Source organism: Longitalea luteola, from assembly GCF_017356035.1.
GTDB lineage: Bacteria > Bacteroidota > Bacteroidia > Chitinophagales > Chitinophagaceae > Niastella > Niastella luteola.
Genome location: NZ_JAFIQX010000001.1, coordinates 230,911 through 255,670 on the forward strand (window position 1 = coordinate 230,911; position 24,760 = coordinate 255,670).

Consider the following 24,760-nt stretch of genomic DNA (forward strand, 5'->3'; position numbering starts at 1 on the left):
ATCAGAGGCTGTCTTAATCAGTTCATCGTCGCTTTTTATGGGGCGCTGGTAACCGGTTTCAGCCGCCGTTTTGGAGGCTGCCTTGGTAAGTGCAATGCCGCTTTTACCAGCTGGTAACCGGGGTGAGCGCGCCGTTTATGAGACCGTCTCAATCCGGTGCATTCATTATAATTTTTTAACCCGTAAGCTCTTAGTTATGCTTGACTCCCATCAACTTCCTTATAAAAGGCATAAGTATAAACAGATAATTACTGAGAAGCTTGCATAAGATTAGAATTATATTAAATTTATATTAGAAATTTACATACCTGTTCAACATCGGGTACTGCCTTCCGTAACCTTGCAAAACCATTGTAAGACCTGTTCCTTCATAGTAGCATCTTTCGAAAAACCGCGTTTCTCCATTTCCTCTGTTAAATTAGTTTAACCCTAAACAACTGCTTATTATGCATACCAAATTGGGAATGCTGGCGATGCTTATTGCCATGCTATTTACTGCCCGTACTTTAGGCCAGACTACTAACGCTACTGTATATACTGATAAAGCGGATTATCAGCCTGGTGAAGTAGTTATTATTGAAGGCGACGGCTGGCTGCCAGGTGAACCTGTAAAATTGGATATTGATCATTCGACAGTAACGCACGGTAATACCATATTATATGCAACTGCTGATGCGAACGGACATATCAGGAACGAGCAGTATATTATTCAGCCATTTCATTTAGGTGAATCTTTTGTTTTAACAGCAACCGGGATGATCTCGGCATTAACTGCAAAAACTACTTTCACTGATGCCGAACTTTTTTCAGCAGCAATATCACCAACGACAGGTAATTCGGGTGCAAGTGTTGCTTACACCATAAGAGTTACCAATTTGTCGTCAAGCGGTGGTGCCGAAATTTTGGAATCAATAGAGATCATGATCCCCACCGGTTTTTCAAACATTACTACCACAGGTATTACAACTTCTAATAATGGCAGCTATCCTTTTATTTTTGAAACGGCTGCTGGTTATACCAACGGTTACAATAGTGCTGCGAATCATATCCGTTGCAAGGCTGTAACCAGCGGGAGCGGGCTGCCTATTCATGTGCCGCCGGGATCGGCGGCTTATGTGGATATTAGTTTTACTGCTACTAATCCTTCAGTGGCGGCGCAAACGCAATATACTTTTACCACCCTGGCTTCTGAACACGATAACTATTCGTTTACTGGTTCAAATGATATTCCTATTGTTAAGGTTAGTGGTAAGGAACAGTATCCTGTCGTAACTGTCTTAGCATGTGCTGCACCCACCGTGTCATCGCAGCCTGTTGCTCAATCGATCAGCTATGGCAGCAACGCTTCATTTACTTTCGGTACGAGCAGTCCGGCAACCTACCAATGGCAGGTAAATGTAGGTGGCACCTGGACTAACATAGTTAATGACCTTGTTTATGCAGGTGTAACTACGAGTACGCTTAGTGTAACCAAACCTCCTGCATCGTACAATGGAAACCAGTATCGGTGTATTGCTTCTAACTGTACACCGGCTAAGACCACCACCAGTAACGTGGTCAATTTAACTGTTAATAAGGCGAACTTAACGGTCACGGCTGATAATAAAGAAAAGCCATATGGTGAGGCAAACCCTGCTTTCACTATCAGTTATTCGGGGTTTGTCAACGGAGAAAATGCGTCAGCGCTTACAACAGAACCAACAGTATCCTCCACTGCTACGGCAACTAGTGGGGTGGGTACTTATGCTATTGTACCTGCCAGCGGGGTAGCCGCAAACTATAATTTCATTTATGTAAATGGAACGCTGACGATCGGCCAACGCGCCATTACCGTCACTGCCGATGCGAAGAGCAAAACCTATGGCGAAAGCGATCCGGCGTTAACTTATCAGATCACATCCGGCAGTCTGGCGTTCACCGATGATTTCTCCGGTGCACTCACAAGAGCTGCCGGTGAGAACGTGGGCGCTTATGCCATCCAGCAAGGCACCCTGGCTTTGAACGCAAATTATAATTTGAGCTATATCGGCGCCAATCTGGCGATCGGACAACGCGCCATTACCGTCACTGCCGATGCTAAGAGCAAAACCTATGGCGAAAGCGATCCGGCGTTAACTTATCAGATCACATCCGGCAGTCTGGCGTTCACCGATGATTTCTCCGGTGCACTCACAAGAGCTGCCGGCGAGAACGTAGGCGTTTATGCCATTCAGCAAGGCAGCCTGGCTTTGAACGCAAATTATAATTTAAGTTATATCGGCGCCAATCTGACGATCGGCCAACGCGCCATTACCGTCACCGCGGACGAGAAGAGCAAAACCTATGGCGAAAGCGATCCGGCGTTAACTTATCAAATTAGTGCAGGCAGCCTGGCGTTCACCGATGATTTTACCGGTGCACTGACAAGAGCTGCCGGTGAAAATGTGGGCGCTTATGCCATTCAGCAAGGCACCCTGGCTTTGAATGCAAATTATAATTTGAGCTATATCGACGCCAATCTGGCGATCGGACAACGCGCCATTACCGTCACCGCGGACGAGAAGAGCAAGATCTATGGCGAAAGCGATCCCGCGTTAACTTATCAAATTACTGCAGGCAGTCTGGCATTCACCGATGATTTTACCGGTGCACTCACAAGAGCTGCCGGTGAAAATGTGGGCGCTTATGCCATTCAGCAAGGCAGCCTGGCTTTGAACGCAAATTATAATGTGAGTTATATCGGCGCCAACCTGACGATCGGCCAACGCGCCATTACCGTCACCGCGGACGAGAAGAGCAAAACCTATGGCGAAAGCGATCCGGCGTTAACTTATCAAATCAGTGCAGGCAGCCTGGCATTCACCGATGATTTCACTGGTTCGTTAACAAGAGCCGCCGGTGAAAATGTAGGCGCTTATGCCATTCAGCAAGGCAGCCTGGCTTTGAACGCAAATTATAATTTAAGTTATATCGGCGCCAATCTGACGATCGGCCAACGCGCCATTACCGTCACCGCGGACGAGAAGAGCAAAACCTATGGCGAAAACGATCCGGCATTGACCTATCAGATCACATCCGGCAGTCTGGCATTCACCGATGATTTTACCGGTGCACTCACAAGAGCTGCCGGCGAGAACGTGGGCGCTTATGCCATCCAGCAAGGCAGCCTGGCTTTGAATGCAAATTATAATTTGAGCTATATCGGCGCCAACCTGACGATCGGCCAACGCGCCATTACTGTGACTGCCGATGCGAAGAGCAAAACCTATGGCGAAAGCGATCCGGCGTTAACTTATCAGATCACATCCGGCAGCCTGGCGTTCACCGATGATTTCACCGGTGCACTCACAAGAACTGCCGGCGAGAACGTGGGCGCTTATGCCATTCAACAAGGCAGCCTGGCTTTGAACGCAAATTATAATTTGAGTTATATCGGCGCCAATCTGACGATCGGCCAACGCGCTATTACCGTCACCGCGGACGAGAAGAGCAAAACCTATGGCGAAAGTGATCCCGTGTTAACCTATCAAATTAGTGCAGGCAGTCTGGCGTTCACCGATGATTTCACTGGTTCATTAACAAGAGTGGCAGGGGAGGACATAGGTAATTATGCCATTCAGCAAGGTTCATTAGCACTAAATAATAATTATTTCGTTTCTTATGTTGGTAAAGATCTTACCATCACCAAGCGAGCACTTACCATCACCGTTAATAACAAAACGAAAGTTTACGGCGCCGATCTTCCTGTGCTCGATGGCATTGAAACCGGTATAATATCAACAGATAATATTACCGTTAGCTATATAACAACAGCCACTGCCGCTTCGGGGATCGGCAATTACCCCATCACCGCCACGCTGAATGATCCCAACAACCGGTTGTTCAACTATACGGTATCAAATACACCGGCAACATTAAGTATTACAGCTGTTTCGGTAATTACCTACGCCAGTACTGACCTCACTACCCAACAATACAGCGATAAGATAACATTTACCGCTACCATTACTAACGGAGCACCGGTCGTAACTGGCGCGAATGGCGCAGCATCTACTGTCACCTTTAAAGTAGGAAACCAGGTAATGGGTACTGTTCCCTTAACCGTTGCTGGCAACAACCTGGTAGGTATACTTGCAGACAAACAACTGGTAGAAGGTCTGACGGGGCAAATGGCTCCCGGCACAAAGACCGTAACGGCCATCTTCAATACGCCTAATGCGAATTATGGATTGAACAGCAGCAATAATACCTCTACGTGCTTACTTACTATCGAAAAAGAAAATGCTGACATAACTTATACAGGTGCTGATTACATTTCTCTACCGAGTACCACAGCCACTTCGGTAACTGTCAGCCTGAGTGCCACCGTACGAGACCTGTTCCCGACTGCCGATGGAAGCCGTGGAAATATCAAGAATGCAAAGATCACTTTCAGAAGAGATAACCCTGTGTCTGGCGCCATATTAGGTACGGCTAATATTACACCAGCCTTGATGACGGACACAACAGTTGGAACTGTGGTAACTTCTTTTAATTATACGTTAACCAGTACCGAACTACAGGCAGGTGGTGCTAATCTGCAGGTATATGCAGTGGCAGATAATTATTATACGGGAGGTACATCTGATGTGGCTACCACCATTACAATTGCCCGTCCCGGTGCTGATTTTGTAACCGGTGGTGGTTATCTCCGTAATGCTTCCTGCAACGGTACAATAGCTGGAACAACCGGCTTAAAGACCAATTTTGGTTTTAACATGCAGTACAATAAATCGGGTTCCAACCTGAAAGGGCAGTGTAATATTATAATACGTTGCAATGGCAGGATCTACCAGGTAAAAAGTAACGCGGTGAACACGCTTGTCGTCTCTCCAAAAAATGCGAGCGGTACGCCGGCCTATTTTAACACCAAGGCTAATTACAGGGATATCACCGATCCATTGAACCCGATCTCATTAGGTGGTAACATAGATCTTACTGTCAGGATGAATGATGTTTCTACAGGTGGGCAAAACGACCAGGTGAGTATTTTGTTAATGGATCCCAATACCTCACAGGTGATCTTCTCGAGCAACTGGAATGGTATACAAACAGCTTTACAGAACCTGGGTGGCGGTAACGTTTCTGTTCGCAGCACTCCATCAACCACACCAACTGCAACCATTGCACGTGTCGGGGCGCCTGAAGAGATAGTGCCCGTTGTGACGCCGTTTACTGTTAAGGTATTTGGCAACCCAAGTTCCGATTACTTCAACATTAATATCCAGGGAGCTGTTGGTAAAATAAGCCTTCGCGTGGTTGATGTACAGGGCAGAATTATAGAGCAGCGCAGTAATGTGGCTGAAGGAACGCTGCGATTAGGCCAGGCATACCAAAAAGGTTTCTATTATCTTGAGGTAAGACAGGGTAATACAATTAAACAGCTACAGCTGATAAAACTTTAGTGTGATTTAAGGATGCGTAAGGGCAGTTCATCAAGTATGGGCTGCCCTTCTCTATGGTGGTTATCGTTTAGGCGATGATCTATTCACTTTCTTTTTTATAACTGTATTGTAGTAAGCACAAACTCTCTTCATTAAACAGATCGGACATTCAGGTTCCGGCCTGCAGATCTCCCGGCCTAAAAATGACATGGCCATTCCTGCATCCCATTCGTTTTTAGGCAGGGTTTCCATCAATTGTTTTTCGATCTTTTCTGCATTGGTTGTATCTACAACACCCAGTCTGTTCGCAACTCTTATGGTGTGAAGGTCAACGATAATTCCATCCGGTGGTAAACCCGCACCCCGCCGTATTACATTGGCCGACTTGCGGCCGATGCCTGGAAACTCAACCAGCGCTTCCATTTCCAGCGGAATTTGATTGGTATCTTTTAATTTTTTTGCCGTTTCAACCAGCCACTGCGCCTTGTGAGCAAAATTTCTGACCTTACTGATATAGGGAAATAGCGATTTTGGATCTGCCTTTGCCAGCGCCCGCATATCGGGGAACTTCTTAAAGAATTCAGGAGCCAGGTGATTGATAAGATCATCACTTGACTGCGCTGATAATACCACCATTACCATCCATTGATAAGCATTCTTTGCTTCCAGCGGATGTTGGCTTCTTTTATATTTCTTCAGCAGGGGCTTTAATGAAGCCGGCCAGTCTGTCGCTGAACGTTTCATATAAAAACTAATGCAACAAATGTACCTCGGAATCGTGTTGGATAAAGTAATTGTGACGGCGGCTCTCAAAGTGGGCAGCGTTGTTTAACCTTCTTACCGTCTTTTTCTGTAATAATTTGTTTGTATGTATGTACAAAGTGCCTTACTTTTGAACACTCAACAAAATATGCCATATGAACCGCCTGCTGTTCGTATTGATGATGCATGCAGTGAGCTTGCTGTTTATTTTTTCTGGACAAACTGCTTTTAGTCAGCAGGCGAAGTGTACCCGTCCCAATATCATCTTCATAATGGCCGATGATCATGCCCTGCAGGCGATCAGCGCCTATGGTTCTAAGCTGGTACGAACGCCGAATATTGACCGCATTGCCCGTGAAGGCGCTGTTATGAAGAATGGCTTTGTCACCAATTCGGTTTGCAGTCCGAGCCGGGCGGTTATATTGACCGGCAAATATTCTCATCTTAACGGCCTAAGGGATAATGGCACTTATTTCAACGGGGCGCAACAAACGCTGCCGAAGATAATGCGGGCAAACGGTTATCAGACGGCCATTGTAGGTAAATGGCATTTATGGAGCGAGCCGAGCGGCTTTGACTATTGGAATATTCTGCCGGCGCAGGGGCATTATTATAATCCGCCCTTTATTAAAATGGGAAAAGATACCGTATACAAGGGTTATGTAACTGATGTTATTACCGATCTGTCGCTGCAATGGATCGATGCAAACCGCAGCAAACCTTTCTTTCTCATGCTGCATCACAAGGCGCCGCATCGCAATTTTATGCCGCCACTGAAGTACCTGCACAAATTCGATGATGCTGCATTCCCGTTGCCAGCCAGTTTTTATGATGATTATAAAGATCGTCCGGCCTTGCAGCGGCAGCAGATCACGGTGGCTCATGACCTCGATATCCGGTACGATAGCAAAATTCCCTGTGACACCTGTGCAGTTACAGCCATCAATAACTGGGCGCCTGCCGAATACCAGCGGGAAATTGAACGGTTAACACCCCAGGAACGCAGGCAGTGGGATTCCGTTTATCAAGCGGAGTATGCGCAATTCAAAAAGATCCATGATCCTGCTTCATTGGTAAAGTTCCAGTTTCGCCGGTATATGGAAGATTATCTGCGTTGTATTCTGTCGGTAGATGATAATGTCGGGCGGGTATTGGATTACCTCGATAAAACCGGTCTGGCTGAAAATACCATCGTGATCTATACTTCCGACCAGGGATTTTACATGGGTGAACATGGCCTGTACGACAAACGGTTCATGTATGAGGAATCGTTCAGAACACCTATGGTTATACGGTACCCGGCAAAGATAAAAGCAGGTCAACAGGTAAATGAGTTTACGCTGAACCTGGATATAGCGCCCACCTTACTTGAGTATGCAGGCGTTGCGGTTCCTGCAGACATGCAGGGTGAGTCAATGAACAGGCTGTTGCAAAAAGGCCAGGTCCGCAACTGGCGTAAGGAAATATATTATCATTATTATGAGCTTTCGTTTGGCCTTACCCGCCATTACGGCATTTATACAGGACGTTATAAGCTGATGCATTTTTATGATCCGATCCATGCCTGGGAATTGTATGATCTGAAAAAAGATAAGCTGGAAATACATAACCTATATAATGATCCGAAATATGCGAAGGTTATTCAGGACCTTAAAACGCGGTTACGGGCGCTGCAGCAGCGATATAAGGACGATGTTGGTGAATGGTGAATGCCTGGCGCCTGGAGGGGCTTTCACCTTGAAACGCGGATGGCGAAACAGCCATACCGATACCGATACTTGTATTTCATTAGCATATTAGCACATTAGCAAATCAGCACATTGACCACTATTCCCTCCTCGATTCAATTGTATATACAAAGCTGTCTGCCTTGTAATAACCAAGATTGTATTCGATAGGCCGGTCGCCCTGGTCGTACACATAACGCTTTCTAAAGAGGATGGGGCTGCCAGGCTCTACTTCCAGCTTACCAGCAATGAATTTGCCAGCCGCTTTCGCACTGATCTCTTCCTTCGACAAATTGGCTACTACCCGGTAATCTTTCTCCAGTATCTCATACAGGGGTCTTTTAAAATCTTCTTCACCGGTTAATCCTACCCGGGGATGAAAGAAAGATACAAAATACACGAAAGGCCCTTCCGGACGGCCTCGCAGCCTTTCCAGCTTCAACACTTTTTTCTGTGTGGTGATCTCAAAAAAATTAGCCACGGCTTCGTCGGGATATACCCAGGTAACATGCAGTTCAAAATTCTTGATAGGAATGCCACGGGCCTGCATCTCCTGCGAAAAGCTCAACCAGTTCTTCGATTTCGAGCTAACAGACGCTTCTGCTACCTTGGTGCCGATCCCTTTCTTACGTATCAACAAACCCTCATACACCAGTTTATTCAGCGCCTGCCGTAAAGTGGTACGCGAAATGGCCAGTTCCTTCGCCAGGTCTACTTCATTGGGCAGGAACTTGCCTTCGGCATACTGCGGATCGCGGATGATATTCCGTAACAGCTCTTCGGCCTGTAAATGAAGTGGGACGTGGCTTTTATGGTCTATACGAAGCTTCATGCTGGGTTAATTTTTCGTGCAGTCGGGACAAAAATAGAAAAAACCCGGCGAAATGTTTTGTATGTTTATATGTATGTACATATATTTGCCTTGAAATTGCTGCCAAACTAAACTGCCTGCATATGAAAAAAGCGATCCTTTTACAAAGTTCCAGCTCCCGTGAAGGGCATGTTGATTATATGCCATCAACATCTACCGATAAAACAGTTTTTTCAGTTCCTGCACGACCGTCAACATAAGAACCGCTACACAGTTTTTTACATACCTCGTTCCAACCACCAGCACAAAACGACATAAACCTTCATCCTCATCGGAACGCTATCAAAGCCTGCCCTTTCTCCTTATTCTATGTAACGTCATTTAATCATTTCATAACCTGCGTTTGCATATGAATTCCCTGACAATATTTACTACCCCAAAAAGAAAACTTTCTTCTTTTGATCGTAGTAACCTATGGCGAAGCTTTACCCGCTCATCGGTTGATGCCGATAACACCCAGCCGCCTCCGGTTGTGCGGACAAAATCATTTTCACCCAAGGTCTTTTTTTATGTTGCCTTTCAACTTATAGGCCTGCTGTTCATCGGCAGTCTTGAACCGGTCGTGGCGCAAAGTAACAATCCTATTAAAGGCTTTGTGATGAGTGGAACGGGAAATCCGCTGGCAAAAGTGTCTGTCATCGTTAAAGAAACAAAAACGGGTACTTCAACCGATTCCCTGGGACTTTTTACCATTCACGCACAAAAAGGGCAGACACTTGTTTTTACCATGACAGGTTATGCTTCTCAGGAATGGCTGATACGTGATCTGAGTCCGATCAATGTAACCCTGTCAGCCAGCGCTACTTCGCTCGATGATGTGGTGGTGATCGGTTATGGCGCCCGCAGGAAAGCCACGCTCACCGGTGCAGTAGCCGCTGTTACCGGTAAAGAAGTGGTCACTACGAAAAATGAGAACGTACAAAATATGTTGACCGGTAAAGTAGCCGGTTTACGGGTAATACAAAACAGCAGTGAGCCCGGAAGTTTCGATAACTCATTTGACATAAGAGGCCTGGGGAATCCGCTCGTGGTGATCGATGGCGTTCCCAGAAATAACATCACGCGTTTGAACCCGGCAGATATCGAAAGCATCTCTGTGTTAAAGGATGCTTCAGCTGCTATTTATGGTGTTCGGGCTGCCAACGGCGTGGTATTGATCACTACTAAAAAAGGCAAAAAAGGTAAATTAGACCTTTCTTATAACGGAACGTATGGACTGCAGTTCCCTTCGCGTTTGCCCGAGCCGGTTGGCATTTTCGACTATATGGCCCTGGTGAATGAGCAGCGCATGCATAATGTCAACGGGGGCACGCCGCTGTACACAGAAGCCGATTTCGAAGCTTATAGAAATGGAACCAAAGTGGCGGCCAACTGGCAGGATGCTATCATTCGCAATTCGGCTCCCTTTACACAACACGATATCAGCGCATCGGGCGGAACCGATAATACCACTTATTTTGTAAGCCTTGGCTATATGTCGCAGGATGCCATCTTCAAAAGTGATGATGTAAACTATAAGCGTTACAACATCCGCTCGAACCTGAGCACCAAAGTGGCAAAAGGCTTAACGTTGGATATGAACCTGTCGGGGATCCTTGATCGCAAGATGCAGCCTTATATTTCTCCCTGGTATGTTTTCCGCAGTCTCTGGTATCAGCCGCCGATACAAAATATTTATGCGAACAATAATCCGGCGTATTTCAATAATGTGCCAAGCAACCTCAATGGCGTTGCGCATTCCCGGTCCGATGTGAACGGTTATATTGACCACAGGAATAAATGGTTTCAGAGCTCAGTTAGTTTAACCTATGAAGTGCCGGCTGTAAAGGGCTTATCGTTGAAAGCATTGTACAGTTACGATTTCAACGATACCAGCTACAAAACATATATGAAGGCGTACAACCTGTATAATTACGACGCCAGTACCGATACGTATAAACCGGTACCCCAGCAAACACCAGCTACTATCAGAAGACAATACGCTGAATTCCCGGCCAGCTTATTACAGGCTTCTGTGAATTACCACCGGCAGTTTGGCGGCCACAACCTTTCGGCCCTCTTGTTGTATGAAAGGAATACGCGCAGCGCCGACAATCTTTATGCCCAGCGGGAACTGGCCATTGCGGTAGACCAGCTGCTGGCAGGTAACAGCACCAACCAGCAGGCAAATATGTCGCCTAACTGGTTGTACAAGACCATCAATGCTTCCTATGTAGGCCGCTTGGCGTATGACTATGAAGGAAAGTATTTTGCCGAGTTCACTTTCCGGGAAGACGGTTCTTCGAAATTCGCTGTTGATAAACAATGGGGGTTTTTTCCGGCCGGTTTTGTCGCCTGGCGGATCTCTGAAGAGAATTTCTTTAAGAACAGTTCCAAACTCTCTTTCATCAACAACCTGAAGTTGCGTGGCTCGTATGGGCTAACCGGTGATGAGAACGCTTCCAATTACCAATTCATTACCGGTTACAATTACCCTGCAGGCGGTAGTGCAACCGGTACACCCGGTGGAGCTGTATTTGACGGTACTTTCATCAGTGCTGTACAAAGTAAAGGCCTGGCTAATCCTGCCATCTCGTGGTACACTGCCAAAATGCTGAATATTGGTGTAGATGCGCAGGCCTGGCGTGGATTATTGGGCGTCACATTCGACTATTTCCGCCGCGACCGTTCCGGTTTGCTGGCTACTCAAGTTTTAACGTTGCCCGATGTGGTGGGAGTCGGATTGCCACAGGAGAACCTGAATGGCGATCGCACGGAAGGTTTTGACCTGGAACTAAGCCATGAAAACCGGATCGGTGATTGGAACTATATGGTGAAAGGTGTGTTCGGTTATACAAGAACCATGAATACGACCCGTGTTGCAGCCAGAGCAGGCAACTCGTACCTGAACTGGAACAACAGTACTTACACTGCCAATCGTTGGAACAATATCTATTGGGGTTATGGTAGCAATGGACAATTCCAGTCATACGAAGACATTGTTAACAACCCCTTTTATTTACCAAGGAATACCGTGGTGGGCGATTATATGTATGAAGACTGGAATGGCGACGGGCAGATCAGCACACAGGACAATCGCCCCATTGCAACCGCCGGATTGCCCAGCATCACTTACGGGTTCACGATCAATGCAGCGTACAAAGGATTCGACTTTAGTATGACCTGGAACGGCGCAGGCAAAGTGTACGTTTCTTATTTTGAACAATTGAATACACCGCTTTGGGCGGGCGGCGGTGCGCTTGAGCAGTTTATGGACAGATGGCATCCCGCAGATCCAACGGCAGATCCATACGATCCAAAAACGGAATGGGTGCCCGGTCATTTTGCTTATACCGGTACGGTTCCTTATACAAATACTTTGGCCAACGCCTCGAGCGCCGCCTACCTGCGGTTAAAAACGGTAGAGCTGGGATATACATTGCCTAATAAATGGCTTTCTGCAGCAGGCATAAAAAACATGCGGATATATGCCAACGGTTATAATCCCATAACGTTTACAAAACTCCGTTACCTTGATCCCGAACATCCTTCCAGCCAGTTTGGCTATCTGTACCCACTCGATATTAAACTCACTTTCGGTGTAAATATTCAATTATAATTATTGCCATGAAAAAGTCTATATCTATCATAGTAGCTGTTTTTTTTATCGGGTTGTGTGCCTGTGAAAAGCTGGATGTGCCACCGCTGAACGTTGTGCAGGACAAAGACATATTTACCAACGAAGCAGGTATCACTTCCTACATGGCGCGGATGTACAGCCGTTTACCCATCGAGGATTTTAAATACTCACCCACCATTAACTTCAACGCTTTTGTTATTGGTTCCTTTAGTGGTTTAACCGGTGAGGCGTTGAGCAGGGATATGCCCAATACCATTGAAACTTTTAATTACTGGGCAGATGCATACAGCCTGATCCGGGAAAGTAATTACTTCATGGAAACGCTGCCCGCCTATGCCGAAAATTTTAGTGCCGGCCAGGTGAATAACTGGCAGGGCGAAGCGCGGTTCATCAGGGCAATAACCTATTTCGCTCTGGTTAAAAGGTATGGCGGCGTGCCAATAGTCGATAAGGTATTGACAAAACCCAACCAAACCATCGACGAATTAACGGCCAGTATAGAGGAGCTGAAAATTCCGCGGTCATCGGAAGAAAAAGTGTATGACATGATTGCCGAAGACCTGGATTTTGCTTGGAACAATCTGCCGGAAAGCAATAAACCGGGGAGACCCAGCAAGTATGCGGCAGCAGCTTTTAAATCGAGGGCGATGTTGTTCGCTGGAACCGTTGCCAAATACAATACCATTAATTTAACGGCTGGTTCGGAACGTCTTTGCGGCATTCCTGCTGCAAAAGCAAACACCTACTTTAAAGCCAGCTTCGATGCGGCAGCACTGCTGAATGGTAAATATTCTTTATATACCCGGAATTTTGTTACCGGTGATAAAACGGCGATCTACCAGAATTTTGTGAACCTGTTTTTGGATGCCGCCAGTCCGGAGAACATATTTATCCGTCAGTATAAATATCCTGATGCCGTGCATGCTTACGATGCTTTAAGCGTGCCTAAGCAACTGGAAGGTCCCGGTGGTAATTATTCATCAGAAACAAATCCTACACTCGATTTTGTGGAAATGTTTGAAGGCCTGCCCAAAAATGCTGACGGCACTATTCAAACACTCGATGGCAGCGGTAAGTACATCTTATATAACAATACGATGGACCTGTTTGCCCATGCCGAGCCCAGGCTGAGAGCTACTGTAATCTTACCCGGGGATATGTTCAAAGGGCAAAGCATCGAATTCCGGCGTGGAATATACACCGGTAGTGCAGCCGGCGGCATCAGCCGGTTATTGCCGGAAGGTTCTACCCAGAATTACCCCACTACGAACATTGTACAATCAGCGGCGGTATTGCAAACACCTTATACATTACCCAACGGCTCAAAGATGAATCCGGCCGGCGCCAGTGGAATATTTACCAATCTGGCAGCCAACGGGCCTGGTGGCAGCATAACCGGATTTTCTGTTCGCAAATACCTGGTGCCGGATAAACCAACCTCGGAAGTAATGACCAACCGCTCAGAACAAAGCTGGATCGAGATCAGGTATGCAGAAGTGTTGTTAAATGCAGCTGAGGCCGGTTTTGAATTAAATGAAGCAGGGCAGGGGGCTAATTACCTCACCACAGCTTTGAATAATATCAATGCCATCAGGAACAGGGCTGGCGCCACACCGGCTGCCATCTTAACTATTGATACCATTAGGAGAGAGCGCAGAAAAGAGCTGGCTTTTGAAAACAAGATCTATTGGGATCTGCGCAGATGGCGCATTCTTGATAAAGAACAGAACAGCACACTGTACAGAGTGTTGATGCCATTCTATTCAGCAGACGCCGGTAAGTATTTCTTCGATGCGCGCACAGATGAGAGAAACGTCCGGTTCACCTTTGATACCCGCTGGTATTATCAACAAATTCCAACAGCTGCCATTACAAAAAGTCCAAACTTAGTTCAAAACCCAGGTTTCTAATTCTTTCAATATGAAAAATGTAATTTATTATATCACCGTTGGCATGGCGTTGATGACAGCAGCCGCCTGCTCGAAAGTGGATAATTATGCTGCTCCCGATCAAACATTAAGAGGCAGGATCATCGATGCCGGCACAGGTAAAAATGTTCCGGGCGAAGTATCGGGTGAAAATGGAACCGGAACCCGCATTGAATTACGAGAATTGAGCTGGAGTGATAACCCAACGCCGCTCTACCTGGCTACTATGCAGGATGGTACATATAACAATACCAAAATATTTGCCGGTCATTATAGAATTTCTGCCGATGGCGCTTTTGTCCCTTTGGTACAAACAGGCGCCAACCCGGTTGACAAAAGTAAAGAGGTGGATATCCAGGGTGGTATAACAGAAGTTGATTTTACGGTGGAGCCCTTTCTGCGCATAGAATGGGTAGGCGAACCGGTTTTGAATGCCAACGGAACCGTTAGTGTGCAGTTCATTGTTACCCGCGGTACGAATGACCCGAACTACCAGTTGAATGTAACCGACATTAATTTGTATGTGAATCGATTGCCATACGTAGGCAGCAATGCCAATAGTTTCGATCCTCGTTACTCGACCCGTGTAGCATATACTGGCACGAACGGTAACAATTTGCTGGGGCAAACGCTCACATTCACTACTTCAGGCGGTGCTTTACCTGATAAACGCGATTGGTTTGTACGGGTGGCGGCCAGAACGACTTTCCCTAACCTGGGTCGTCCGTATAACTACAATGAAGTAAAAAAGGTATCGATCCCGTAATGGAATATTTTATGTTGGCATTGAACAGGTGTATAGAAAGTTATAAATTATTCGTATGAGCAGTAAACGGTATGCTTTATTCTGGTCGGTAGGTATAATGCTGGTTTTTTCCATAAACAAAACAACGGGGAATAAATTAAAATGTGTAGATTGTTTATATCAGCCTGACGAAGCGCTGTCATTTAGTTGCGAAGTAAAGCCCTGGTACAGGTACCGCAAAGATGGAAAGGCAGGAAGAGAAGTGGTACTCTATATTAGTAAGGGAAAACTGGCAGATAACTCAACCGTTACCGTAAAAAGTAACAGGAGCGAAGAAACGACAGCTATCAAAGCGGGTACTAATGCCGATTCAATCGCCATTTTATTGCCTGCAGATGTAGGCGTAACCGAAACAACCGTAACGATTGCCTTACGCTCAAATAACCAGAGCAGTACAGACACTGTGCTGGTTCCAGCTAAAAAGCAATGGACTGTATATATCTATCCGCATGCACATCTGGATATTGGTTATACAGCCTTACAGGAAACGGTTGAAAAATTACAGGTGCGAAACATCGACGTAGGCATCGACCTGGCAAAGAAAACACAGCATTACCCGGTAGGTGCACGCTTTGTATGGAACCCGGAAGCTACCTGGGTGGTGAACAGTTACCTGAAGACGGCTACAGAGCAAAAAAGGAAAAAGCTGATCGATGCCGTAAAAAACGGTTGGGTACAAATTGACGGCGCACATTCCAACATGAATACCAGCACCTGTTCTGAAGAGGAATTGATGCGGATGTTCCGCAACCAGCAATATATCCAAAGCGTGACAGGCGTACCGGTGAATACGATGGTGCAATTTGATAATCCCGGTGGCAGCTGGGGGCTGGTGCAAGCTGCTGTACAAAACGGCATAAAAGGTTTTATCAGTTTTCCTAATTACTATGATATGCGCAGAACCCTGGGGCATAAACCATTTTACTGGATGGCGCCCGATGGCAAAAGCAAGCTGCTGTTCCTGCAGGCCACGCCCTATGGTATAGGCTACACCATTAAGGGCAGCAAATACGGGTTAAGTAAAATTCAATCGTTTACCGATACCTGCGACCGCCTGCATACGGCAACGCCGATGAAGCACTTCATAGATCCATTCATTTTCGAGGAAACAGCGCGGCTGGAAAAGAATAATTCTCCTTACGATATTATAGCCATCACCTGGTCTATGGCTGATAATTGTTTGATCGATGCCGATCTGCCGGAGGCAGTGAAGCAATGGAATGCCAGTTATGCCTATCCCAGACTGATCATTGCCGGAGCAAAGCAGATATTACAGGCTTATGAAACGAAGTATGCAAAGATAATTCCCAGTTATAGCGGCGACTTCACGGAATACTGGACAGACGGCCTGGGCTCCGACGCACGCCGGGTGGCATTGGCCAGGGAAGCTAAAGAAGATCTGGTACAGGCTGAAACATTATGGGCTTTGTTACGCCCGGGAAAAGCGGCGCCGGCGCAACAGTTCTATAACGCCTGGGAAAACCTGCTCTTGGCTGCAGAGCATACCTGGGGCGCGCAAAATCCCGGTACACCATTAGCCGAAAGAATTGAAGCCAACAAAGGAGCTTATTTTGAAAATGCCGCACAAATCAGCAATGAGCTTATTGCGAAAGCACTTGAAACTGTCTCCGTAACGAACAGCGATACCATAGCCGTATTCAATACCTTGTCCTGGGCCCGCAGCGGACTGGTGGTTTTGTCGCCACAGCAAAGCAAGGCGGGCGACCGGGTGGTGGATGAAGCCGATCGCGAAGTGTTGGCGCAGCGGTTATCGAATGGAGAATTGGTCTTTCAATCGGGCATTATACCGGCATTGGCTTCGAAGTTATACCGGGTAATACCTGGCAATAGCCATGCAGCGCACACGTTGGTAGCAGATTCAACTTCTTTAAGGAATGAGCGGTTGCTGCTGATAGTAGATGAAAGAACAGGTGGTATCAGCAGTCTGGTCGATCTGAAGAATAACCGCGAGCTGGTTGATCGTTCGTCCACTTTTCAGCTCAATAGTTTTAATTATGTGCCCGGTGTATGGAATGGTAAAGACAGCAGCGGCCCGATCATTCCGGCTACTGATGTAGCCGTTCGCATCAAAGAACAGGGTCCATTGGTTGCTTCATTGGTGATCACGTCAAAAGCGCCAGGCTGCCAATGGTTAACCCGGGAAGTTCGAATTGTCAGGGACCAACCGGTAGTCACTTTCATCAATACCATAGATAAACTGCCCAACAGGAAAAAAGAGGCAATACACTACGGGTTTGCGTTTAATGTGCCCGGTGGTAATGTGCAAATGGATATTCCCTGGGGAGTTATGACGCCTGAGATGGATCAGTTACCCGGCGCCAACAGGAACTGGCTGGCGTTTCAACGATGGATCGATGTATCGAACAACGACTATGGGATTACCTGGACTGCCATTGAATCGCCGGTGGTTGAATTGGGAAATATTACCGGCACTATACTCGATGGGGCCCGGCAGGTCGATCGCTGGCTCAAAAAATTACCGGCTACTCAAACCATCATCTCATGGCCGGTGAACAATCATTGGGATACCAATTTTTCGCCTAAGCAGCAGGGTATCATTACCTCTACCTACAGCATGGAAGTGCATGGTAAATACGATGTGGTAGAAGCCAACCGGTTTGGTATGGAACAGCATCGCCCGCTGATAGCAGTACCGGCAAATAACAATCCCCTGAATCGATCATTGATCACACTCGATAATTCAAAAACGATCATCTCAGCGCTGAAGGTAAGTGATGATAAGCAGGCATTGATCGTTCGCCTGCGCTCTTTATCAGCTCAAACAGAAACCGTCAGCATAACTTATCCATCGCAGTTACCAAAATCGGTTTTTACCTGCACAGTAGGCGAAAAGCTATTACAACGAAACATGGGACGCCTGGTGTTACCGAAATACGGAACAGTAAGTCTACGAATGGTATTTTAACAGAAGTATTGGATTCATTAAGTATGTCAATAACGCAGCATTAAAATAAGTAAAGTATGTACGAAACATCGGAGAATATTGTAGGAAAAACCAAAGGTGCAGGGAGTAAAAGACGGATAAGTTCGCAGTCATTATTGCCTCAGCAGATCCGCAAAGATACCGTGACAAAGGAAGGATACAACATGTACCCCTTTCATGCATTGGGCGCTGATAGGATCTTCAGCGGGTATGGATCATTGGCCAAATGGATGTCGGACCACCGGCAAATTCTGTTAGATGGATATGGCGGTATCTTCTGGAAAGAAGTGAAGCAATGCCTGCACATTGCCTTGCAGGAATTGGGCGTGAAGGTGCATTGGATAGATGTAAGTACCTGTATGAAAAAAGAAGAAGTGATCGGGGAAATGGTGACACCATTCCTTGGTGCACAGGATTCAGTCTGGGGAACAAAATGTAATTGTACACTGGCTGATTTTTTCAACCCTGATGATCTTTTATCATTGAAACCGGCGCAGGATGCTGATTGTACGATCGTATTCGGTACCGGCGCCGCGCTGTTGACCTGGGATGCTCCGGTGGTTTACCTCGATCTGCCCAAGAACGAAATACAGTACCGTATGCGGGCCGGCAGCATAACCAACCTAGGCAGCAAAAAGGTAATGCGTTCCGCAGAGATGTATAAGCGTTTTTATTTTGTTGACTGGGTAGTATTGAATGAACATAAAAAGAATATTTTACAACGAATAGCTGTTATTGGGGACGCTCAATGGAAAGAATCGCTGAACTGGATGTTAGGCGATTCCCTACAGGCAGGCCTGTCAAAGATCAGTCAAACAATATTCCGCGTGCGTCCCTGGTTTGAAGCAGGCGCCTGGGGCGGACAATGGATGAAGGATAAGATCCGTGACCTGAATAAGGAGGAAGTGAATTACGCCTGGTCATTTGAACTGATCGTGCCGGAAAATGGCCTCGTGTTCGAAAGCAATGGTAATTTGCTGGAAATATCCTTTGACTTTTTAATGTTCAAAGAAAACAGGAATGTGCTCGGTAAACATGCCGGCTTGTTTGGCTATGAGTTCCCCATCCGTTTCGATTTTCTCGACACCTGGGATGGGGGTAATTTATCTATTCAATGCCATCCCACTGTAAACTATATCCGTGAGCATTTTGGCGAGACCATTACCCAGGACGAAACCTATTATATCCTGGATTGTAAGGAAAATGCACAGGTCTATTTGGGTTTCCAGGAAGGGATCGATGCGGCAGCTTTTAAGCAGGTATTGGAGCAGAGCAAAGCGAACAAAGAGATAGTGGCCATTGAACAATATGTGCAGTCTCATACAGCAGCAAAACACGACCTGTTCTTAATTCCCAATGGCACCGTGCACAGCGCCGGCGTAAATAACCTGGTGCTCGAGATCAGTGCAACGCCGTATATCTTTACCTTCAAGATGTATGACTGGTTAAGGCTGGACCTTAACGGTGAGCCAAGAGCTATTAATATTGATCATGCTTTCAACAACCTGAATTTCGACCGGAAAGGATCGGCGGTGGTCAATGAGCTCATCTCTAAACAGGCAGTGATCGATCAGGGGGCAGACTGGAAACTGGTGCACTGTCCAACCCATCCGGTTCATTTTTACGATATCCACCGGCTTGAGTTTATGTCTGGCATAACCGTACAAACAAATGATACCTGTCATATCCTGATGCTGGTAGAAGGCACTGCTATTTCCGTTGAAACGGCTGAAGGTGTTACAACTACCTTTAATTATGCAGAAACCTTTGTGATCCCTGCTGCTGCCAGAAGTTATACGCTCATCAACAAAGGCGCAGGTATCGCAAAAGTGGTAAAGGCTTTTTGTAAAGAAAATATAACTGAACTTAAATAATATCACGTCGATTATGAAAAGATTGTTCCTGCCTGTTCTCATGAGTTGTTGTGCCCTGTTTACAATTGCCCAGCAAAAAGAGCCGGTCGATTATGCCGATCCTTTACTGGGAACTTCCGAATCGCGCTGGATGCTGAACCCGGGTGCCACCATGCCTTTTGGTATGGTACAGCTGGCTCCGGATAACCAGGGGGGCGTTTGGAAATCCGGCTACGAATATTCACTCAATAATATTGGTGGCTTCAGCCATATCCATTCCTGGACGATGGCCGGCTTATCGGTTATGCCTACTGTTGGGGCATTGAATACGCGGCGCGGACCAGCTGATGGTCCTACCACCGGCTGGACGACCGGTTACCGCTCCCGGATCTATAAAGAAACCGAGAAAGCTAGCCCAGGGTATTATGCAGTTACGCTGATGAATGGTAACATTCATACTGAGTTAACGAGTACGACGCGCGCCGGCTTCTTCCGGTTTACGACGCCAGAGGAGGAAGAATTGCATGTTCTGCTAGATCTGGATATTCCTTTTGAAAATACAGCGGAGATCCTCGATGCAAAGATCACCAAAGTGACTGACAAAGAAATTGAAGGGTATTCAAAGCAGAAATGGAGCTGGAACGAGTACACCGTTCATTTCGTAGTACGTTTCAACAAACCATTCGAAACTTTTGGCGGCTGGAATGGCAATAAGAATAGCAAAGATGTAAAAGAGGTGGCTGGTAAGGGACGTATGGGCGCTTTCGCCGATTTTCACACAAAGAAGAATGAGATATTATTGATGCAAACGGCTATTTCCCTGGTAAGCATCGAGCAGGCCCGGCTGAATCTTGAAACGGAAATGAATCCTTTCAACTGGGATTTCGACGCAGTAAGGAACAATGCAAGAAAAGTGTGGAACGGCATGTTAAGCAAGATCCAGGTGCAGGGCGGATCGGAAGAAGAAAAAAAGAAGTTCTATACAAACATGTACCGTTCGTATGTAGCCCGTACTACGTGGAGCGATGTGAATGGAAAATATGTCGATGTAAATGAAAAAGTACAGCAGGTACATCCTGATAGCCCCGTCTACGGTTGTGATGCACTCTGGAACACCTTCTGGAACCTCAACCAATTGTGGGCGCTGGTAAATCCAGATATTACCAGCAAATGGGTAAGATCATTTTTAGAGATCTATAAGACCGGTGGCTGGTTGCCTAAAGGTCCTGCCGGTATAGAGTACTCAGGTATCATGGAAGCCTCGCACGAGATTGCGCTCATTGTGGGTGCTTACCAAAAGGGGATCCGTGATTTTGATGCAGCCTACGCTTTCAGGGCCATGGTGCATCAGCAAACAACGCCCGGGATTGTAACGCCCGAGAATGGTTTTGCAGGTAACAAATTCTTTGAATCATATATGAAACTCGGGTATGTGCCCACAGAAGAAGGCCAGGTGTCTAACACCCTTGAGTATGCTTACGACGACTGGTGTGTATCACAAATGGCGAAAGCATTGGGTAAGAAAAAAGAATACGAGCAGTTTATCAAACGCGCCGGGAATTACAAGAATGTATTTGATACTGCTACCAAATACATCAGGATGAAACACCGGGACGGATCATGGGTAAAAGACTGGAATCCCTATTGCTGTACCTCTTTCAGCGGAACCGGTTATCTGGAAGGCAATGCCTGGCAATACAGTTTCTTTAATCCGCACGATGTGCAGGGCATATTGAACCTGATGGGAAAAGACGAATTTAATAACCGGTTGGAAGAGGGTTTTAAAAAATCGACCCGGTATAATTTCAATGCAGAAGGTGATCTGTACGATCGGATTCCTATTAACCATGGCAATCAGCCTAACATGCAGGCTGCCTGGTTGTTCAACTATTCCGGCAAACCCTGGCTTACCCAGCACTATACCCGCGAGATCATGAACCGGTATTATGGTTCAACGCCGTTACATGGCTGGCTGGGAGATGAAGATGAAGGGCAGATGGGCGCCTGGTATGTAATGGCTGCTTTGGGATTGTTTCAAACAGATGGCGGTGCTTCGGTAAAACCATTTTACGAGATTGGCAGTCCTCTTTTTGAAAAAGCTACGATCCAGCTGGATCCAACGTATTATCCAGGCAAAACCTTTACAATAGAAGCACATAATGTATCGGATAAGAACCGGTATGTTCAGTCGGCCACGCTGGATGGAAAACCACTGACCAAACCCTGGTTTTATCATAGCGATCTCGTAGATGGTGGTTCGCTGGTACTGGAAATGGGACCTGAAGCCAATATGGAATGGGGCAGCAAACCCGGTGATGCACCGCCTTCCATGTCTAAAACGGTGAACGCAAAAAGATGAACCTGCCTGCCGGCAGGCAGGCGCAAAACGTAAAAACGCGCAACGCCAAAGGCAAAATACAAAAGCTTTAAACATGGTTTTGTGGTAAGCATAACCAGGAAATATAAAATAAAAGACTTTTAAATGGAAACACGCAACAAGAGCGCTTACCTTTTCATTATAACCCTGGTGGCTTCGCTGGGCGGGTTCTTATTTGGTTTCGATATGGCGGTCGTTTCAGGAATCCTGCCTTTATTACAAAAGCAGTTTAAGCTGTCACCTTTCCAGGAAGGCTGGTTTGTATCTTCTGCATTGGTAGGGTGCATCATAGGTGTTGCAATATCAGGCGAGCTGAGCGACCGGTTAGGCCGGAAGAAACCACTGCTCTTGGCAGCTTTGTTGTTCCTGCTTTCGGCGCTGGGTTGTTCACTGTTGCCTTCATTACCGGGCATTATTGCAGCACGTTTGATCGGCGGCATTGGTATCGGACTGGCCTCAAATGTCGTTCCTTTATACATTTCAGAAATAGCACCTGCCCGTATCCGCGGCCGGCTGGTAACCTATTATCAATTAGCGGTCACCCTGGGTATACTGGTAGCGTATTTAACCAATGCAGCTTTATTGAATTACGCCCTGGTGCATACAAACGATACTGGTAGCTTTATGCATGCCTTATTCGTGAGTGAAGTATGGCGCGGGATGTTTGGTATGGGCATAATACCAGCGGTATTGTTTGTATCGGGGCTTTTTATGGTTCCGGAAAGTCCGCGCTGGTTGATGCAGCACCACCGGGAACAGGAAGCAACAACTATTCTTAACCGTATCAATCATAATGCCATGGAGGCGCAGGCCAGTTTACAACAGGGAAGGCTTTTGCAGAAGCAAAAGAACATTTCATACCGAACGCTGCTGGCGCCGCAATGGCGTAAAGCCTTGATCATTGGAATATTATTGCCGTTGTTCTCGCAATTCAGCGGTATAAATGCTATTATTTATTATGGTCCCAGCATTTTAAACAATGCAGGGATCTCACTTAGCAATTCATTGTTAAGCCAGGTGATTTTTGGCGGGGCCAATATGTTATTTACATTGATCGCGATCTGGAAAGTAGATAGCCTGGGGCGGAGACCTTTGTATTTAGTGGGAACCGCGGGCGCTACCATCAGTCTGCTGGCGACCGGTATATGTTTTTATGCCGGCGCTACCACCGGTTGGGCGCTATTGATCTGTGTACTGGCTTTTCTGGCTTCCTTTGCTTTTTCTATTGGTCCATTGAAATTTGTGGTGGCGTCAGAGATCTTTCCCGGTATCATTCGGGGCAGGGCAATGGCCATTAGTATTATGGTCATGTGGATCGCCGATACCATCGTTGGCCAGCTAACGCCTGTTTTTTTAAAAAGCATTGGTACTGCTTTTACTTTCTGGGTGTTTGCCTTGTGTTGTTTGATTGCGTTTATCACTGTATACAAATTATTACCTGAAACCAAAGGCAAATCACTGGAGCAGATAGAAAATGACTGGAAAGACCAGTCAAAAGAGCAGGATCTGTTCGTAACGCCCATTGGTCATTAAGTATAAACTTCATTAAGAACTGTTTTACAAAAAGATGAGCCATACATTAGTAATAGGTGCTGATATCGGTGGGTCGCATATTACGGCGGCACAGGTTGATGTGCAAACCAGGCAGTTGATCGTGCCTTCGTTGGTACGTTTGCATCTTGATTCAATGGCTGCAGCAGAGGAGGTGATCGATGTCTGGGCTTCCGGCATCCGGCAGGCCATGCAGCATAACAGGATCACCAACATCAGCCTGGCCATGCCCGGACCATTCGATTATGAAAAAGGCATTTGCCTGATCAGTGATCAGAACAAGTACCCGATGTTATATGGCCTCAATGTAAAGACCATGCTCGCGGAGGCGTTGGCGATAGCGCCCTCGGCTGTTTGCCTCAACAACGATGCTGCCTGTTTTTTGCAGGGGGAAGTATTTGGTGGTTGTGTCAGCGGCTGTGAGCATGTAATAAGTGTAACATTAGGTACCGGTTTGGGAACGGCTGTTTTTGAAAATGGACAGGCCAGAAGCGCCGATCTCTGGAATATGCCATTTAAAAGCGGAATTGCTGAAGATTATCTTTCTGCGCGCTGGTTTGTGCAGCAATACACGGCCATTGCCGGCAATGCCATCAGCGGTGTAAAGGAACTGGCAGGACTGGCTATGCGTGATGAGTGGGTGCAAGCATTATTTACGGAGTTCGGCAATAACCTGGCTGCTTTCTTAAGCCGTTTTATTGAACAAACCGGCGCACAGGCGGTAGTGATCGGCGGCAACATTGCACAGTCATATCCGCTGTTTAAAGATGCTTTACTCGCAACCACAAGGAGCCGGTTTCCCAAAGTGCGTATTGTAAGATCAGAACTGGGCGAACAGGCAGCCCTGCTGGGCGCAGCCGGTTTCTTTAGTCAGCAACCTTCATTATATAAGTGATCAAA

The 24,760-nt window shown here is 46.6% G+C and carries 12 protein-coding genes; 10 read left to right on the forward strand and 2 right to left on the reverse strand.

Going from position 1 to position 24,760, the window contains the following annotated elements:
• The first annotated feature begins 446 nt into the window (after positions 1-446).
• Positions 447-5,423: an MBG domain-containing protein gene (locus tag JUB15_RS00985; RefSeq protein WP_207510372.1), complete on the forward strand. Its 4,977-nt coding sequence runs from the start codon at positions 447-449 to the stop codon at positions 5,421-5,423.
• Between the two features lie 60 nt (positions 5,424-5,483).
• Here JUB15_RS00985 and JUB15_RS00990 read toward each other — a convergent pair whose 3' ends face one another.
• Positions 5,484-6,146 carry an endonuclease III domain-containing protein gene (locus JUB15_RS00990; protein ID WP_207510373.1) on the reverse strand — a complete coding sequence of 221 codons (663 nt, stop codon included), beginning with the start codon at positions 6,144-6,146 and terminating at the stop codon, positions 5,484-5,486.
• Positions 6,147-6,319: 173 nt separating this feature from the next.
• Here JUB15_RS00990 and JUB15_RS00995 point away from each other — a divergent pair, with 173 nt between their 5' ends.
• Complete coding sequence (locus tag JUB15_RS00995; protein WP_242696152.1) at positions 6,320-7,873, forward strand: sulfatase family protein; 1,554 nt, start codon at positions 6,320-6,322, stop codon at positions 7,871-7,873.
• Positions 7,874-7,991: 118 nt separating this feature from the next.
• Here JUB15_RS00995 and JUB15_RS01000 read toward each other — a convergent pair whose 3' ends face one another.
• On the reverse strand, positions 7,992-8,723 hold the full coding sequence (locus JUB15_RS01000; protein WP_207510374.1) for a GntR family transcriptional regulator: 732 nt from the start codon (positions 8,721-8,723) through the stop codon (positions 7,992-7,994).
• Positions 8,724-9,111: 388 nt separating this feature from the next.
• Here JUB15_RS01000 and JUB15_RS01005 point away from each other — a divergent pair, with 388 nt between their 5' ends.
• The 8 genes from JUB15_RS01005 (at position 9,112) to JUB15_RS01040 (ending at position 24,755) form a co-directional block, all read left to right on the forward strand.
• Positions 9,112-12,360 (forward strand): SusC/RagA family TonB-linked outer membrane protein, encoded by a 3,249-nt coding sequence (locus JUB15_RS01005; RefSeq protein WP_207510375.1) that lies wholly within the window; start codon positions 9,112-9,114, stop codon positions 12,358-12,360.
• An 8-nt stretch (positions 12,361-12,368) separates the two neighbouring features.
• On the forward strand, positions 12,369-14,291 hold the full coding sequence (locus tag JUB15_RS01010; RefSeq protein ID WP_207510376.1) for a RagB/SusD family nutrient uptake outer membrane protein: 1,923 nt from the start codon (positions 12,369-12,371) through the stop codon (positions 14,289-14,291).
• Positions 14,292-14,301: 10 nt separating this feature from the next.
• Complete coding sequence (locus tag JUB15_RS01015; RefSeq protein ID WP_207510377.1) at positions 14,302-15,075, forward strand: DUF3823 domain-containing protein; 774 nt, start codon at positions 14,302-14,304, stop codon at positions 15,073-15,075.
• 55 nt (positions 15,076-15,130) lie between these two features.
• Positions 15,131-18,061 (forward strand): glycoside hydrolase family 38 N-terminal domain-containing protein, encoded by a 2,931-nt coding sequence (locus JUB15_RS01020; RefSeq protein WP_207510378.1) that lies wholly within the window; start codon positions 15,131-15,133, stop codon positions 18,059-18,061.
• Between the two features lie 56 nt (positions 18,062-18,117).
• Entirely contained in the window at positions 18,118-19,953 is a 1,836-nt protein-coding gene (locus JUB15_RS01025) for a class I mannose-6-phosphate isomerase (protein ID WP_207510379.1), read from the forward strand.
• A gap of 13 nt (positions 19,954-19,966) precedes the next feature.
• Entirely contained in the window at positions 19,967-22,291 is a 2,325-nt protein-coding gene (locus JUB15_RS01030) for a GH92 family glycosyl hydrolase (RefSeq protein WP_207510380.1), read from the forward strand.
• A gap of 123 nt (positions 22,292-22,414) precedes the next feature.
• On the forward strand, positions 22,415-23,842 hold the full coding sequence (locus tag JUB15_RS01035; protein WP_207510381.1) for a sugar porter family MFS transporter: 1,428 nt from the start codon (positions 22,415-22,417) through the stop codon (positions 23,840-23,842).
• 34 nt (positions 23,843-23,876) lie between these two features.
• A complete protein-coding gene (locus JUB15_RS01040; protein ID WP_207510382.1) occupies positions 23,877-24,755 on the forward strand; it encodes an ROK family protein in 879 nt (292 codons plus the stop codon).
• The last annotated feature ends 5 nt before the right edge of the window (positions 24,756-24,760 follow it).